9 protein-coding genes are annotated in these 14,877 nt (G+C 63.7%); 7 read left to right on the top strand and 2 right to left on the bottom strand.

Annotated elements, in window-relative coordinates; all coding sequences use genetic code 11:
• The first annotated feature begins 531 nt into the window (after positions 1 to 531).
• The 5 genes from ACMVY4_RS11515 to ACMVY4_RS11495 all read left to right on the top strand — a co-directional run bounded on the left by ACMVY4_RS11515 (position 532) and on the right by ACMVY4_RS11495 (position 10,355).
• Positions 532 to 2,742 carry a hypothetical protein gene (locus ACMVY4_RS11515; RefSeq protein ID WP_416896172.1) on the top strand — a complete coding sequence of 737 codons (2,211 nt, stop codon included), beginning with the start codon at positions 532 to 534 and terminating at the stop codon, positions 2,740 to 2,742.
• 487 nt (positions 2,743 to 3,229) lie between these two features.
• Positions 3,230 to 5,641, top strand: coding sequence for a S8 family serine peptidase (locus ACMVY4_RS11510; RefSeq protein WP_416896171.1), 2,412 nt, complete (start codon positions 3,230 to 3,232; stop codon positions 5,639 to 5,641).
• Positions 5,583 to 7,082: a calcium-binding protein gene (locus ACMVY4_RS11505; protein WP_416896170.1), complete on the top strand. Its 1,500-nt coding sequence runs from the start codon at positions 5,583 to 5,585 to the stop codon at positions 7,080 to 7,082. Before ACMVY4_RS11510 ends, ACMVY4_RS11505 begins: the two co-directional genes overlap by 59 nt.
• A gap of 23 nt (positions 7,083 to 7,105) precedes the next feature.
• Positions 7,106 to 9,430, top strand: coding sequence for a hypothetical protein (locus ACMVY4_RS11500; protein WP_416896169.1), 2,325 nt, complete (start codon positions 7,106 to 7,108; stop codon positions 9,428 to 9,430).
• Positions 9,431 to 9,608: 178 nt separating this feature from the next.
• On the top strand, positions 9,609 to 10,355 hold the full coding sequence (locus ACMVY4_RS11495) for a hypothetical protein (RefSeq protein WP_416896168.1): 747 nt from the start codon (positions 9,609 to 9,611) through the stop codon (positions 10,353 to 10,355).
• Between the two features lie 18 nt (positions 10,356 to 10,373).
• Here ACMVY4_RS11495 and ACMVY4_RS11490 read toward each other — a convergent pair whose 3' ends face one another.
• Together ACMVY4_RS11490 and ACMVY4_RS11485 are read right to left on the bottom strand one after the other, a co-directional pair.
• Positions 10,374 to 12,278 (bottom strand): HAD-IIIC family phosphatase, encoded by a 1,905-nt coding sequence (locus ACMVY4_RS11490; protein ID WP_416896167.1) that lies wholly within the window; start codon positions 12,276 to 12,278, stop codon positions 10,374 to 10,376.
• 114 nt (positions 12,279 to 12,392) lie between these two features.
• Entirely contained in the window at positions 12,393 to 13,013 is a 621-nt protein-coding gene (locus ACMVY4_RS11485; RefSeq protein ID WP_416896166.1) for a hypothetical protein, read from the bottom strand.
• Between the two features lie 99 nt (positions 13,014 to 13,112).
• Between ACMVY4_RS11485 and ACMVY4_RS11480 the strand changes: the two genes are divergently transcribed.
• Together ACMVY4_RS11480 and ACMVY4_RS11475 are read left to right on the top strand one after the other, a co-directional pair.
• Positions 13,113 to 14,570: an SDR family NAD(P)-dependent oxidoreductase gene (locus ACMVY4_RS11480; RefSeq protein ID WP_416896165.1), complete on the top strand. Its 1,458-nt coding sequence runs from the start codon at positions 13,113 to 13,115 to the stop codon at positions 14,568 to 14,570.
• Between the two features lie 47 nt (positions 14,571 to 14,617).
• A complete protein-coding gene (locus tag ACMVY4_RS11475; RefSeq protein WP_416896164.1) occupies positions 14,618 to 14,863 on the top strand; it encodes an acyl carrier protein in 246 nt (81 codons plus the stop codon).
• Positions 14,864 to 14,877 lie beyond the last annotated feature (14 nt).

Raw genomic sequence — 14,877 nt, 5'->3', positions numbered from 1 at the left:
AGTCCGCGGCAGCCCGCGGCGTGCACCGTATAGTGGCTCGCGCGGCAACAATCCATAGCGGCGGCTCGCTGAGTCATGCCTCTGTCACAGACGCCGGCGGCAAAGTTTCAAGTATGCTGATACCTGTCACCATTGCGCCGGGTGCGGCATTGATTTTTGGTGACATACCAGCTTAATACGCCCGTCCAAGCGCCCCTCAGGCAGCCGCCCCGACGGCCACGCGACGGCGGCGCGCACCAGTAATCGGGTCCGGAGGGTGTGTGATGGCCTCAGACGATAGCAGTTCGCCCGGCGGCGCGGCCGACGAAGAGAAGCGCCGGCAGATCGTGAAGGAACTGATCGAGTCCGCCGCGCCGGCGCCAGCGGCGCAGTGAACTTGCCCCAATCCTGATCACAAGACATGAAGGTCATACAACCCGACTCGGCACAGCTATGCGTATAATTCGATCAGACGATATCCTAAACGATAAGGGCAAACCCGCGTCCATCGGTATCATCGGCAGCTGCCGCGTTCATGAACCCATCCAGAAGATGGTTGATAGCAAACGCGCTACGCCGGTCGCGTTCCCATTCAATACTTATACACACACACCCCAAGAAGCCGCACAGTACATCAACTACTGCCTCGGTCGACTTTTCGTACAACCCGCATTGGCTAGCATCGTCTTCGGTCGGGAAAGGATCACCCCGACGACTTGGCCCTTTGCAGCAATGGTCAGCGAGATTGATCTGTTCGTCGTTGAGATCAGCAGCGTAATGCAACTCTCGGCTTGCGGACTAGAGATGCAGAGCAACTACTTCTCGGCAAACCTGATTCGCCATGGCGGCCGCCCCTATCTTGATTGGTGGCGGGCGGTGACAATTGAAAGCAGTGACCGCATCGAAATCTCTGATTCCTTAATTCATTCTATAAAAACCTCAAATACAAAAGGAATTGAACCCTGGCGAGAGGAACTTCTACTAACAACCAAATACCGTGAGATGGATATCAACTGCAGCGACGCGGCGATGAAATCGCTCATAAAAATTCAGCCTTCGCGTTTTCTTTTCGTTTCACACTTCGATTTGCCGGGCGCAGACTCTTTGAATATTCGCCGAAAGATCGCCGAACACGTTGGTCTGTTCTGTAGTGGGCAGGAAATTCCATGGTTCGATCCGACACCTCTCGTGGCCAAAATTGGACGGACAAACGCTCTGAAGGGTGGTGGGAAGGATATCTACCATTACGAAAGTGGCTTTGAGTCGATAATTGGCGAACATCTGCTGAATAAATGCGCCGATGCCATGCAAACGAAGCGCCCGGCATCGATGCAGAACAGGACTGAGAACCCACTTCAAAAGCTCTATCGACCTTCTGAACTGTACGACATGCCGCTAGATATGCTGCGTACCTTGTTGACACGTCAAGACCTGCCGGAATCGGTACGCGAATTTATCGGTCGACGGCTTCTCGAATTGGCACCATTCGATGAGATCGCGTTGGCCTCCGTCGCAAAGGCGGCAATATCGAGGAATTTGCCGGTATCTGCTCTTGTCTATTCAAATCGCGCACTGGAACTGAACCCAAACAACAATGATGCTTCCAGTATTCGATTGCAGGCGATGACGGAACTCGGGGCAGGAGATCACGAAGATCACCTCGACGAAGCCATTGAACGTGACGATCCGAAGGCTCTGGCTCGCGTGTGTCTGCTCATCCGAAGCCTCTACCAACAGAGTGAACCGATTCGGCGACGGATCGACGATCTTGTTGCTGAAAGAGTTCGGCACGCCGATGAACTGGAGCAGGAGGGCGACCTCGCCGCGGCCTGCCGGCGGTTGACGGAACTTCGAGAGTTGGATCCCAGAAACGGCGACCGTTGGAAACGCCGCGCTGACGAGTTGCATCGCCAAGTTCTCAAGGATCTGCGCGACCTCACACTTGCCGGAAAGAATGGCGAAGCAGCCACCCTAGCGCGATCCATGATTTCGGCCCACCTCTCGCTATCAACAGCCTATGACACGCTGGGCCGCGTAGCCGTTGCAGATGGCGATCTGAATGCTGCCGAACAGGCGTTCCGATGCGCGATAGCCGAGGCCGCGGATGATCCCATTTCGCATCTCAATCTTGCCCGGGTACTTGGCCGCAGAGGCGAGATTGCCGCTGCCGCCGAGGCCCTGGTTCACGCGCGCGATTTGCTGGAGGATACCGACAAGATCGCCGCTTTCCGAGAGGCAAAGAAATCGCTTAGAGCATTAGCCACGCCTCTAGTCCAGAAGGGGCGTGAAATTGAAAACAAGGCATCCGATTTCGAAGAGTACTTAGACGCTTTTAGATACTACAAACTTGCATCGTCGGAAATGTCGACCCGGGATTTGGACGGGTGGTCATCAAATCTGCGTCGCACCGCTCTTCTCGACGTCCTTCGCCGCTACCGGGAAGAAGCCGCTACATTTGAGGAAGCCGCGATCCACTACCTGATGATGGCCCCAAAAGACAAACGGGTCCTTGGCATGCTTGCCCACTTCATAAGTAGCAGTCGCCGACATGAAGAGGCCATCCCATATTGGGAACAATTGCTCAAGATTGACCCAACCGACGCCAACGTGTTTTTACAGCTGGCCAGATGCTACCAGCGGCTCGCCATGCGGGAACCAATGCAAGAGGCGGTGAAACACGCCTTGGCGCTCGATCCCAACAACAGTGTAGGCCGGGAACTTCTGGAGAAGGTCTCAGAGGTCGATCATCGAGACTTGGAATAGCGAATCTGACTACAACAAAGACCGGATTCTTTTCGAATCGGTCGGGCGGCTGGCCATTTACTCATCATGGTTCAGGAAGAGCCTGTCCTGAGTCTATAGAATCGGCGCTTCACCTGGATAATGCAAATCGAAATCCGGCAGATTTCCGAATGTTGACCTGAGGAGTCAACACGAGGGCTAATCGCCCCAAGTCGGTCGATCTGGCAAAAAAATGTGTCGGGCAATGGATGCCATTGTCCCATATCGTGCGGCAGCGTGCCAACCACCGTCCTAAATTATTGCTATTATCAACTATTAGTGACACACATCACGTCAGCAGGCTTTCTCAGGCTGTCCGCGGATAGTTTCGGATTGGGTGTTCAGTGCCCGTTCACATATCCAAGGATAGGATCAGGGATCGGCAGCCGAAAGCGGTGGCAGATTGGGTAGCGGCAGAACAGGGTCGGAGACGACGGCGACGGAACCGCTGGTTCCGCTCAGTTTCGCTTTGCCTTCAGACCCCCTGCTCGGCAGCCAGTTCAACCTCAACAACACCGGCCAGACCGGCGGGATCGCCGGGATCGACATCAACGTCTTTCCGGTCTGGGAAGACTATCGCGGCGAAGGCGTCACCGTCGGCATCATCGACGACGGCGTGGAGCATACCCACCCGGATCTGATCGCCAACTACGACACCACGATCGACAATGATTCCCGCGACGGCGATGCGGACGCCATGGCCGTCGGCGACGACCGCCACGGCACGGCAGTGGCCGGCATCATCGCCGCCGACGACAATGCGCTGGGCGGCAGCGGCGTCGCGCCGGACGCCACGATCGCCGGTTTCCGCATGGGCTTCGGCGCCAACGGCACGCTGCAGCAGATCACCGAGAACATCGCGCTGCAGGTCAATGTCGACGTCTCCAACAACAGCTGGGGCTTCGGCGGATTTTTCGGGGACAACTTCAAGTCCAGCATCTTCCGCCCGCACGCCAATGCGCTGGAGGACACGGTCGAGTTCGGCCGCGAGGGCCTGGGCACCGTCTGGGTCTTCGCCGCCGGCAACAGCCGCACCTCGGGCGACGACGTCAACTATCACAACTTTCAGAACTCCCGGTACACCATCGCCGTGGCCGCGGCGGAAGACGATGGCGACGTCACCTTCTACTCCACGCCCGGCGCGGCGCTGATCACTACGGCCCCGGTCGCGGCGGGCGGCGGCCTGGGGGGCGTGATCTCGACGGACCGGACCGGTTCGGCCGGCTATGCCGGCGGCGACTTCACGTCGGGCTTCAACGGCACCTCGGCGGCGACGCCCATGGTCTCCGGCGTAACGGCGCTGATCCTCGAGGCCAACCCGAACCTCGGCTACCGCGACGTCCAGGAGATCCTGGCCTACAGCTCCCGCCAGATCGACGCGGCGGACAGTGGCTGGGCCGTCAACGCGGCCGGCGACTGGAACGGCGGCGGCCTGCACGTCAGTCACGATTTCGGCTACGGCCTGATCGACGCCCACGCCGCGGTGCGGCTCGCCGAGAGCTGGACGACGCAATCGACCTTCGCCAACGAACAGGTCGTCACCGCCTCGAGGACCCCTGTCCTCACCATCATCGACAATGCCACGGTGACCGACCAGATCACGATCACCGACCCGATCGACCTGCAATGGGTCGAGGTCGATATCCTGATCGACCACAGCTGGATCGGCGATCTGGTGATCACCCTGACCTCGCCCGACGGCACGGTCTCGACGCTGGTCAACCGCCCCGGCGTCTCCGCCAGCAGCCAGTGGGGCACGGACCAGGACGATATCAACTTCGTGCTGACCAGCGCCCGGCACTGGGGCGAGGACGGCACCGGCGTCTGGACGCTGGCGATCGAGGATCACTACCAGGAAGACGACGGCACGCTGCTGACCTGGAGCCTGAGCCTCTACGGCGACGCGCTCACGGCCGATGACGACTACGTCTACACCGACGAGTACGGGGTCTTCGCCGCGCAGGACGCGTCGCGCCGCACGCTGAGCGATGCCGGCGGCATCGACCGGATCAATGCCGCTGCGCTGACCGCCGGCGCGCTGATCGACCTCAATGCCGGGCAGACCGGCATGATCGCCGGCCAGAGCTTCACCGTGGCCGAGGGCACGCTGATCGAGGACGCCTTCGGCGGCGACGGCGATGACACGTTGATCGGCAACCTGGCCGCCAACGACCTGAACGGCGCGCGCGGCGACGATGTGCTGGACGGTGGCGGCGGCGACGACACGCTGACCGGCGGCGCGGGCGCCGACACGTTCCGCTATGCCGCCGGCAGCGGGCTGGACACGGTGACCGACTTCGACGCCGCTTTCGACACCATCCTGCTGGAGGGCGTCGCCGGCATCTTCGACGTCGACAGCTTCATCGGCGCCGGCCGGCAGGTCGGCGGCGACTTCCAGCTGGACTTCGGCGCGGGCAACGGCCTGACGCTGCTGGGGGTGCTGATCGAGGAGCTGGCCGGCGACTTCCTGAGCCTGCTGAATGCCCCGGAGCCGGAACCGGAGCCTGTTCCCGAACCGCTCGGACCGCTCTCCTTCGTCGGAACCGACGAAGCCGACGATGTCATCGGCACCGAGTTCAGCGATACCATCAGGGGCCGCGGCGGCGACGATGCGCTGCAGGGCGGCGACGAGGCGGACACCATCCTTGGCGAAGCGGGCGCAGACAGCCTGGACGGCGGAGACGGCAACGACCGGCTGGCCGGCGGCGACGGCATCGACAGCCTGACCGGCGGACTCGGCGACGATGTCATTTCCGGCGACGGCGACGACGACACGCTGGACGCGGGCGCCGGCGACGACCGTCTCTACGGCGGTGACGGCAATGACTTCATCGACGCCGGCGATGGACTCGAACTCGCTCTATGGCGGCTTCGGCAATGACGATCTCTGGGGCGGCAGCGGTGCCGATACGCTCAGCGGCGAGGCCGGCGACGATACGCTGATGGGCGGGTCCGCCGCCGACCGGCTCGATGGCGGCGACGGCGCCGACAGCATCCTCGGCGGCACCGACGACGACCTGATCCTGGGCGACGGCGGTCAGGACGTCCTGAAAGGCGATGACGGCGCCGATTCCATCTACGGCGGCCTGGACGCCGACACGCTGATGGGCCTGAACGGCGACGACTTCCTGCGCGGCGACGAAGGCAATGACCGCATCGTCGGCGGGACCGGTGCCGACACCGTACTCGGCAGCGACGGCGACGACATCCTGACCGGCGATGCCGGCGACGATTCGGTCTCCGGCGAGGCCGGCGACGACATGATCCAGGGCGGTATCGGCTTCGACCTGCTGACCGGCGGGGACGGGACAGACACCTTGCTCGGCGGCGCAGACGTCGACACCCTGGAAGGCGGCAGCGGCGGCGACAGCCTGCTTGGCGATGACGGCGACGACCTGATCGAGGGCGGTGCCGGAAACGATATCGCCCGCGGCGGCAACGGCGCGGACCTTGTGTTCGGCGGACTGGACAACGACACGCTGCTGGGCAACTCGGGCAACGACACCCTCTCCGGCGGCGACGGCGCGGACCGGATCGCCGGCGGCAGCGGCAACGACTCGCTGCTGGGCGATGGCGGCGCGGATTTCATCACCGGAGACGGCGGCAGCGATATCGTTCGCGGCGGCAGCGGGGACGATCTGCTGTTCGGCGGCGGCGAGGCCGACACGCTTCTGGGCGATTCGGGCGCCGACACACTGGACGGCGGCGACGGCGGAGACCGTCTGGCAGGCGGCAGCGGCGGCGATTCGGTTCTCGGCGGCAGCGGCAGCGACGTCATCACCGGCGACGACGGTCAGGACACCCTGCGCGGCGGCGGCGACAGCGACCTCATCTACGGCGGCGCAGAGTCCGACACCTTGTTCGGCGACGATGGCGACGACCAGTTGAATGGCGGCAGCGCCAATGACCGGCTGCTGGGCGACGAGGGCAACGATCTCATCGACGGTGGCGCCGGCGATGATCTCATGACCGGCGGCGGCGGGGCGGACCGGTTCGTGTTCTCCGCCGCAGACGGCCCCGCCCACGACATCGTCTCCGATTTCGTCACCGGCGAGGACACACTTCTTCTGATCGGTCTATCGATCGGCGCATTGTCGGAATCCGACCTCAACCTCGACGGCGTTGCGGACACACGAGTTCAGCTTCGACGACGGTTCTCTGGTCGATCTGCTGGGCGTTTCCGGCGCAACCGTGGACGATCTGATCTGACGGACGCGGGATTGACCGCCGTCAACGCATCGTCAAACATCCCGCGCTCTTGTGCCGGCGGCATGCGCGTCCGCGCCGGCCCGGCACCGTCCGCGGGCATCATTCAACCCTGAATCCGGGAAGACCGACCCAGACCATGCGTATCGTTCGCTCCGAAAACGTAGTGACGGCCGAAGGCCAGGCCACCATCGGCGTTATCGGAAGCTGCCGCGTCCATGGTCCCGTGCACAGCCTGATCGGCCAGGGCGAAGCGGAGCTGGTTGCATTCCCATTCAACGCTTACATGCACTCGCCGCTCGAGGCGAAGCAGTACATCGAATACTGCCTTGGCCGCCGGTTCGTCCAACCAGCGCTCTCGCCCTACATCTTCGGCCGTGATCAGATCCGGCCGACAACCGAACAGTTCGCGGAACTGGTTGCGGGTCTCGACGTGATCGTCGTCGAGATCAGCGCCCTCGCCCGGCTCACGGCCTGCGGTCTGGAGGTCCAGAACAACTATTTTTCCACCAACTTCGTGCGCTCGGGGGGCAAGCCCTATCTCGACTGGTGGCGGACAGTGGCGACCGAAAGTCCGGACCGCGAGAGCGTGGCGCACGAACTTGTCGAGAGGTCGCGGACGGAAAGTTCGGGACCGGCGGAACTCTGGCGCGACGAACTGATCCTCACCGCCCGCATGAAGGAGATGGACAAGGACGCGTTCAGTGAGGCCATGGACCGCCTCGTCGAGACGCATCCGGCCCGTTTCCTGTTCGTGTCGCACTTCAACCTGCCCGAACCGAGAGCGATAGACGCTCGGGCAAAGGTCATCGAGCTGACGTCCCGACATACCCGGCAGAGCGGCGACGCCTTCTTCGATCCTTCCGCCCTGATTGCCGAGGTCGGGCCGAAGAAGGCGCTCAAGGCCGACGGCAAGGACATCTTTCACTACGCCGCCGAGTTCGAATTCCTGCTCGGACAGGAATTGATGTCCCGATGTCAGGCCGCTCTCCTCGAACCGCTACCGGTCAGGGCGGGTGCTGAATTGGCGCCGGCTGCACAATCTCCGGAAATCGGGCGGCCCGGGAAGCTCTACGAACTCGATCTCCCCGGACTGCGGCGCCTCGCACAGGACGAGGCCGGGAACGCCACCGAAGTCAAAGATCTGATCCACAGGCGCATTCTGGAGCTCGATCCGCTTGACGGCGCCTCGGCCGCGGCGCTCGCGACGATTTCGCTGGAACGTGGATTTCCGGAATCGGCACTGGTCTACGCCAACGATCTCCTGCGACGCGATCCCGCCAACGCAGCGGCAAGACACATCCGGCTGCAGGCCCATGCAGCGATCGGTGACGGCGACATGGAACGCCATCTCGACGAGGCGATCGAGAACGGCGACCGAAAGGCCATGATCGAGCTGAGCAATGCGATCCGGAGGAAGTTTCCTGTCGGGGCACCGCTCAGGGATCGCGTCAACCGGCTCGTGGCGGACGCCGCCCGGCGGGCTTCCGATCTTTCCGAAGCCGGTCGCGGGGCAGACGCATTTCGCCTGATGCTGGATCTCGCCGACTGGGACACCGCCAATTCCCGCGACTGGCGGCTCCGCGCCCAGGCGGAACACCGGCGCGCCCTGCGGCGTCTGCGTGAGATGGACTGGAACCGATGTCCCGACGAGGCCCGCCAACTGGCCCGGGCGATGATCGATGCGAACATCTCCGTGTTCACGGCCCACGAAACCCTCGGCCGGCTGGAACTAACAGAAGGCAATCTGGAGAAGGCCGCAGACGCGTTTCTGGAATGCATCAGGCTCGAGCCCGGCACCCCGCTTCCCTACCTCAATCTTGCGCGGACACGGATCCGCCAGGGCGACGTCACCGGCGCAGCACGCGCTCATCTCGAATTGGTCCGCCGGGCCGAGGATCCGGCATTCAAGGACATGGCCGACGAGGCCCGGAAATCCCTTCGCGGTCTGGCGGCGTCTCTGGTCTCGGAAGGCCGGAGGATCGAAGCCGGCAGCAGCCGGATCGATGATCTTTGGGAGGCCCATACGTGCTATCGGCTTGCCGCCGCCGAGATCGAGGAAAACGACAAGCTGCAGCAGTGGACGGCCGGTCTGAAACGGAAAGCCCTGATCGAGGCACTGCGCCTGGATCGTGAGAACCCGGAGGCGTTCGAGGCGGGTGCGCGGACCTATCTGCGCATGGAACCGGACAATACCCGTATCCTCGTGATGCTGGCGCAGCAGCTCAGCCGCGCACGGCGGCACGAGGAGGCGCTTGAACTCTGGCAACGGCTGGTCGGTCTGGAGCCGCAGAACGCCATTTTTCCCCTGCAGGTAGCCCGGTGTTACGACTGGCTTGGCATGGTCGAACCGATGCGCCGCGCCGCGGCGCGCGCGCTAGAACTGGATCCGGGCCTCGAGCCGGCAGCCATGCTTCTGGCGAAAGCCCCCGAACCTGAGCTGGACCCCGAGAGCCCGGAATGACCGGGAAACACGTGGCAGTCGGGAAAGGCATACGCTATATCGAGGCCGTCATGGCGCTCACCTGCCGGCAACCGAGTACGGCCCGGTCCGACGGAGAGCGCCGGCGTTTCGGCCGTACCGCGGATGCGGTTCGTGACATCAGGTAGGCAAGCAGACCCGTTTGATTGAGGTTCGGTCCATGAAAGCGCTCAAGATCATTGTCCTGTTGATCGCAATTGCCGGCGTCGCCGCCATCGGTTGGTATCTGCTCGGCAAGAACGAGACTGGGACCGAAGTGGCCAATCAGGTGTCGGATGCCGTGAAGGTCGAGCGAACCGCCCCGGCGGAGACCACGACGGGCGGCGAAGCCCCCGCACCGGCCCAGGAACAGCCGGCGGCGGAACCGCAGCCGGCCGCCGAGCCTGTCCCTTCCGCGCCGGAGGCCCTGCCCGCCGAGGTGCTTGCCGCACTGAGTGCAGACGAGGTCGAAGCCCGCTTCTCAGCGGTTCACGAGGTCGAGCAGGCGGCCTTCATCACCGATTTCGTCCGCGCCGCTGGCGAGAATCGCGCCGTCGAAGTGGCTCGCACCCACATGAGCGGTCCCGCCGAGGAGCGGAACTACGAACTCGCGAACGTGATCGTGCGCGCCACGGCGGCCGAGTTCGATTCGCGCTTGGGCTCCTACCTCGCCGGGACCATGGCGGTTCGCGGCGACGGCATCGAACGCGATCTGGAAGCGGCGAAGCGCTATCTGGAACATGAGGGCCTGACGGATGCGCCCAGCGCCCTCTACTGGCGCGCCATGGTGATGCTGGACCCCGAATATGCCGGTCAGGACCGCGAGGCAGGCATCGACCTGCTGAAGAAAGCGGTGGAACTCGGCGACCCCAAGGACAACGGCGTCGTCCTCGCCCGGCAGAAACTGACGGAACTCGGCGTCAACTAACGCCGTTTGGGCCCGCGCCTAGCTGCGCCAGGTCAGATCGAAGGGCAGATCAGCAGGTTCGTAGGCCTCAAGGTCGAGCACGAAGCCCTTCTTGTCACCGGCTGCGTTCTCATCGATCGGGGCGAAGCCCAATTTCGGATAGTGCTCGGCGACCATGCCGTTCTTCGCGGTCGGGACGTAGGTGCCGGCCAGCCGGGTGAAGCCCTTCTGCCGGGCGATATCGGCCAGCGCCTCCAGCATCGCCTCTTCGACCTTGCGCCCCAGCGCCCGGCAACTCATCAGCCAGGTGTCGATATCCAGCGTCGCGCCGTCCGAACCGTCCGGACGCGCGATGATGATGCCGATCAGCCCCATCTCGCCGAATTTGTCGGAGACACGCGCCTGCAGGGTCACGACGTCCGGGTCGTTCTGCATCGCAACGGTCTCGGCTTCGGTATAGCGCCGCGTGGTCAGGTTGAACTGGTTGGTCTTGTTGATCAGCTGCACCGTGCGCTTCATGTCCAGATCGTTGAACTGCGTCAGTTCCAGTTGCATCTGCAGCGACTTCAGATACTCGCCGATGTCCCGCGACTTGCTGCGGACATCCAGCCGCATGGCTTCAGCTGTATAGGACTCCGCACGAACGACATCCTCGCGGGAGAACGAGATCGCCTCGAAATAGCCTGCAGCCTGCAGGAACCATGGGAAGTAGCTCGGATCGGACGGCAGATCGGGAATACCGACCATAGGCAGGGCGGCCCGGATCTGGGCGCGTTCGGCCGGGTTGTCGTCCAGCATGACGAAGGCGTCCAGCCCAAGGTTCAGCGTCGCGGCGATCTGTTCGATGTTGCTGGCCTTGTCCTGCCAGTTGGCCTGAAAGACCGCGATATCGGATTCCTTCAGGTGCATTTCCGGATGGTTCCGGAAGGCGGACCGGGCGACATCGTCATTGTTCTTGGAAACCACGGCGAGCACGATTCCCCGGCGACGGAGATCGCCGGCTGTCTTCTGGACCTCAAGATAGGCCTCGCCCAGGGCCGAACCCGGGCCGAGAACGATGCCCTCCACGCCTTCATCGCCGACCGCTCCGCCCCAGCAGGTGAAGTCGAGGTCCAGCACCAGGCATTTCCGGGACTTGCCCCTCAATGCCGCCAGCAACCGTCCGAGATGATCGGCATAGAGCGGAACGCAGTCGGCGCTGACGGGGATCTTGTGACCGGCCCATTGAACGGGATCGAACCATCTCGCCGCGCCGACCTGCGCCGCAACATGCTCGACATCCAGCAGGCAGCAACCCGGTTGGCCGGCGATCCGCGCGATCTCTTCATTGACGGTCGCGATCATGGATCGGGCCGTACCCTCGGCCACCCTGTCGAAGCTTCCGAAGCTGCTTACAGGCGGAGTGGCCAGCGACTGCAGTATGACGGTCGCATTGCAGCGCTCGCGGATCCCGTCGACGACCTGGACCAGACGACCCCTCGCGGCCTCGATCACGGACCGGGCGTCGGCGCCGTAGGCGGGCCGGTCAAGGCTGAACCAGCGATAGTCCAGGGCGAGCAGAACGGCATCGGGCGTATCGGCGAATACGGGCGACGCAGGGTCCAGAACCTGCTGTTCGACCTGATCGAAGCCGCCCGGCACCAGGTCCAGCAGCACGCCGTGACGGGCCGCGGCCGTACGGAAATAGTCCTCGAAGGTGTCGGTCGTCGCATTGGACAGGACTGCAAGACGCAGCCTCGACAAGGGGTCCGTGCGCCCCTCGCTTGCCGACAGCTTCCGCAGTGCCCTGGAAAGGCTCTGGGTCTGAAGGAAGCTGTGCGCGTGGGTCGCCAGATGCTGCAGTTGGGCCGCCTGCCCGTCCTGCAGGTCCGCCGCGGCGCGGCACAGCTTGCTGAAATCCGGCGAGGGCTCCGGAAGCCACGGCAATTCCTCGATCTTGAACACGCAGAACCCCCGCAGCAGCGGAACATGTGACTGGTTGCGAGACGCAAATATCAGCGCCGCTGACGGGCGGTCAACCGAAGCCTTCGGCGCCGCCATCCGCGATATGGGGCGGCTCTAGACGGTGTCGACTCTGGCGACCGCGGCCACGCCGTGTTTCGTGAAGGACGTCACGATACTGCAGACCCGGCCGCTGCGCACCGATACGGCCGAAAGCCCTTGCGCGCCGTACTGGAGCCGAAGGTGCCAGAGCGACTGCGCCGCATCGCCAGCGCCGACAAGGGCCTTGAGGGCAGCCTCCTTGGCACTGAACAGAGCAGCAGGCGCGGCTCCTTTCGGTGTCGGCTCATCCGGACTGGCCACACGGTCGAGGACCGGCTGGAAATCCATGCCGGCGGCCCTCTCCGGGTCGATGATATCGAGCCCGATGCCTCTCCGTTGGCTGCTCCTGTTCGCTGCGATCGCATAGGCGCGTCCCCCGTCATGGGCGATCGAAAGGATGTATGGGCCCTCCGGAACCGGTCTGCCATCGGATCCGCGGGACACCGGCTGCCGCGGCGCGCCGAGAGCGGTCAGGGCGGACCGCGCCGCGGTCCGTCCGGCAAGAAAGTCGAGCCGCCGTCCTGCGGCCAGTCCCGCCGCCATCTGCAATTCGGCGGGCAGCACGTCGAAGTCGTCCCGGTGACCGCAACCGAAGACGACTTCGTCTGGACGCAGGAGTCCGCAGATGTCATTCAATAGGGACAGAACACGCTCCCGCCGGGTGATGGTGCTGCGACAGCGGACCGCCGAGGATGCACTATCCGGCCGATCCTACAGGTTTCAGGACAGTCGAACATGGACGTGCATACCCGGATCAACCCGGCCGATCTCGCGCGCTTCGCCGATCTCTCCGAAGACCGGAACCCCATTCACACAAGGCCCGAGATCGCCCGCTATACCCATTTCGGCCAACCGATCGTCTTCGGCGTGCAGACGGTTCTCACGGCCCTGGAGCACCACTTGCGCGAGGCGCCGGACGAGACCGGCCTTCGCCTGCGGAGACTGGCCGTCAAGTTGCCGCAGCCGTTGTATGTGGACGAGGTGTTTGTCGTCACGGCGACCGACCGAAGCGATGGCAGCCGCATGCTGCGGGCGGCCGTGGGCGACACCACGGTGGCGCAGGTCAAGCTGGAGTTCGGTGAGCACGCGCGTGCTGCGCCCCCGTCCGGTTCCTTCCGCGCCGGACCGGTCGAGTATCATGCCGAACCGCTCAATCGTGACATCGCGGAGGCCTTGCCGGTGCGCGGATCGCTGCCGCTGGGCGCCACAACCTCTCCGGAATCGCTGTTTCCTGCCTGCTGCGGCGCGCTGGGGGCCATGACAGTGATGTCGATCATCCGGCTTTCCACGCTTGTTGGTATGGAATGGCCCGGCATGTATTCGGTACTTTCGGAATTCGAGGTCAACCTGGAACCCGGCGCGGCTGAGGGCGGCGGTCTCGACTATGAGGTCGCCCGCGTCGACGACCGGGTATCCATGACATGGATCGACGCCCGGTCGCCCTTCATATCGGCGTCAGTACTGGCGATGTTCCGGCCGGAACCGGTGGCGCAACCGGACTATGCCGGGATTGTCCGCCGACTTGGCGGCGCCCGGCCCTACGCCGGCAAGCACTGTCTCGTGGTCGGCGGCAGCCGGGGTCTCGGCGAAGTCGCGGCCAAGCTGGTCGCGGCAGGCGGCGGCCGGACGACGCTGACCTATCGCAGCGCCGCGGATCGCGCCGGGGCGATCGCCGAAGAGATCTCGCAAGGCGGCGGGCAGTGCGCCACTGCGCCACTCGACGTCCTGGACCCGACTTCCGTCTCCGCTCTCCCTGCCGAGGAGGATCCGTTCGACGCGGTCATGTACTTCGCCACCCCGCACATTTTCAGACGCCGGGTCGAGGCCTTTTCGCCGACCGTTCTGGAAAGCTTCATGGACGTTTATGTGCATGCCTTTCACAGGCTCGTCGCAAGGCTGACCGGCGGGTCGAAACGCCATCTCTCGGTGCTGTACCCTTCGACGGTCGCGATCGACGAACCTGTCAGGGACCTGCTGGAATATTCCGTCGCCAAGGCGGCGGGCGAAACGCTCTGCCGCAACCTGGACCGCCAGTCCAGACGGCTGGACATCGTCATCGAGAGGTTTCCACGGGTGCAGACCGATCAGACCAATACCATCGCCACCGCGGAATCGGCCGATCCAGTCGATCTGCTCCTTCCGGTCGCTGCACGGCTATTCGGGATTGAAGACCGCCCGGAAATGTCGCACTGAGCGACCGCAGAGAGACCACCCCGGACAACATGTGAGGAAAGCAGCAGATGCAAGAGAGCGACGTTCTGCCGGTAATCGAGGAGATCATGCGGGAACTTACCGACGATCCCGATCTCAATCTGGACCGTGACACCACCGCGGACGATGTCGACCTCTGGGATTCCGTCCTGCATGTGAAGATGATGATCGCGATCGAGAGCCAGTTCGGTATCCGCTTCGAGACCGAAGAACTCAACGCGCCAGAGTTGGTCGGCGAACTGATCGATCTTGTCATTGCCAAGAAGCAGGCCTAGGTCAGCCTTTCACC

Source organism: Minwuia sp., assembly GCF_048007105.1.
Taxonomy (GTDB): Bacteria; Pseudomonadota; Alphaproteobacteria; order Minwuiales; family Minwuiaceae; genus Minwuia.
The sequence above is the reverse complement of the archived record's forward strand: the minus strand, read 5'-3'. Positions and strand labels throughout refer to the sequence as shown.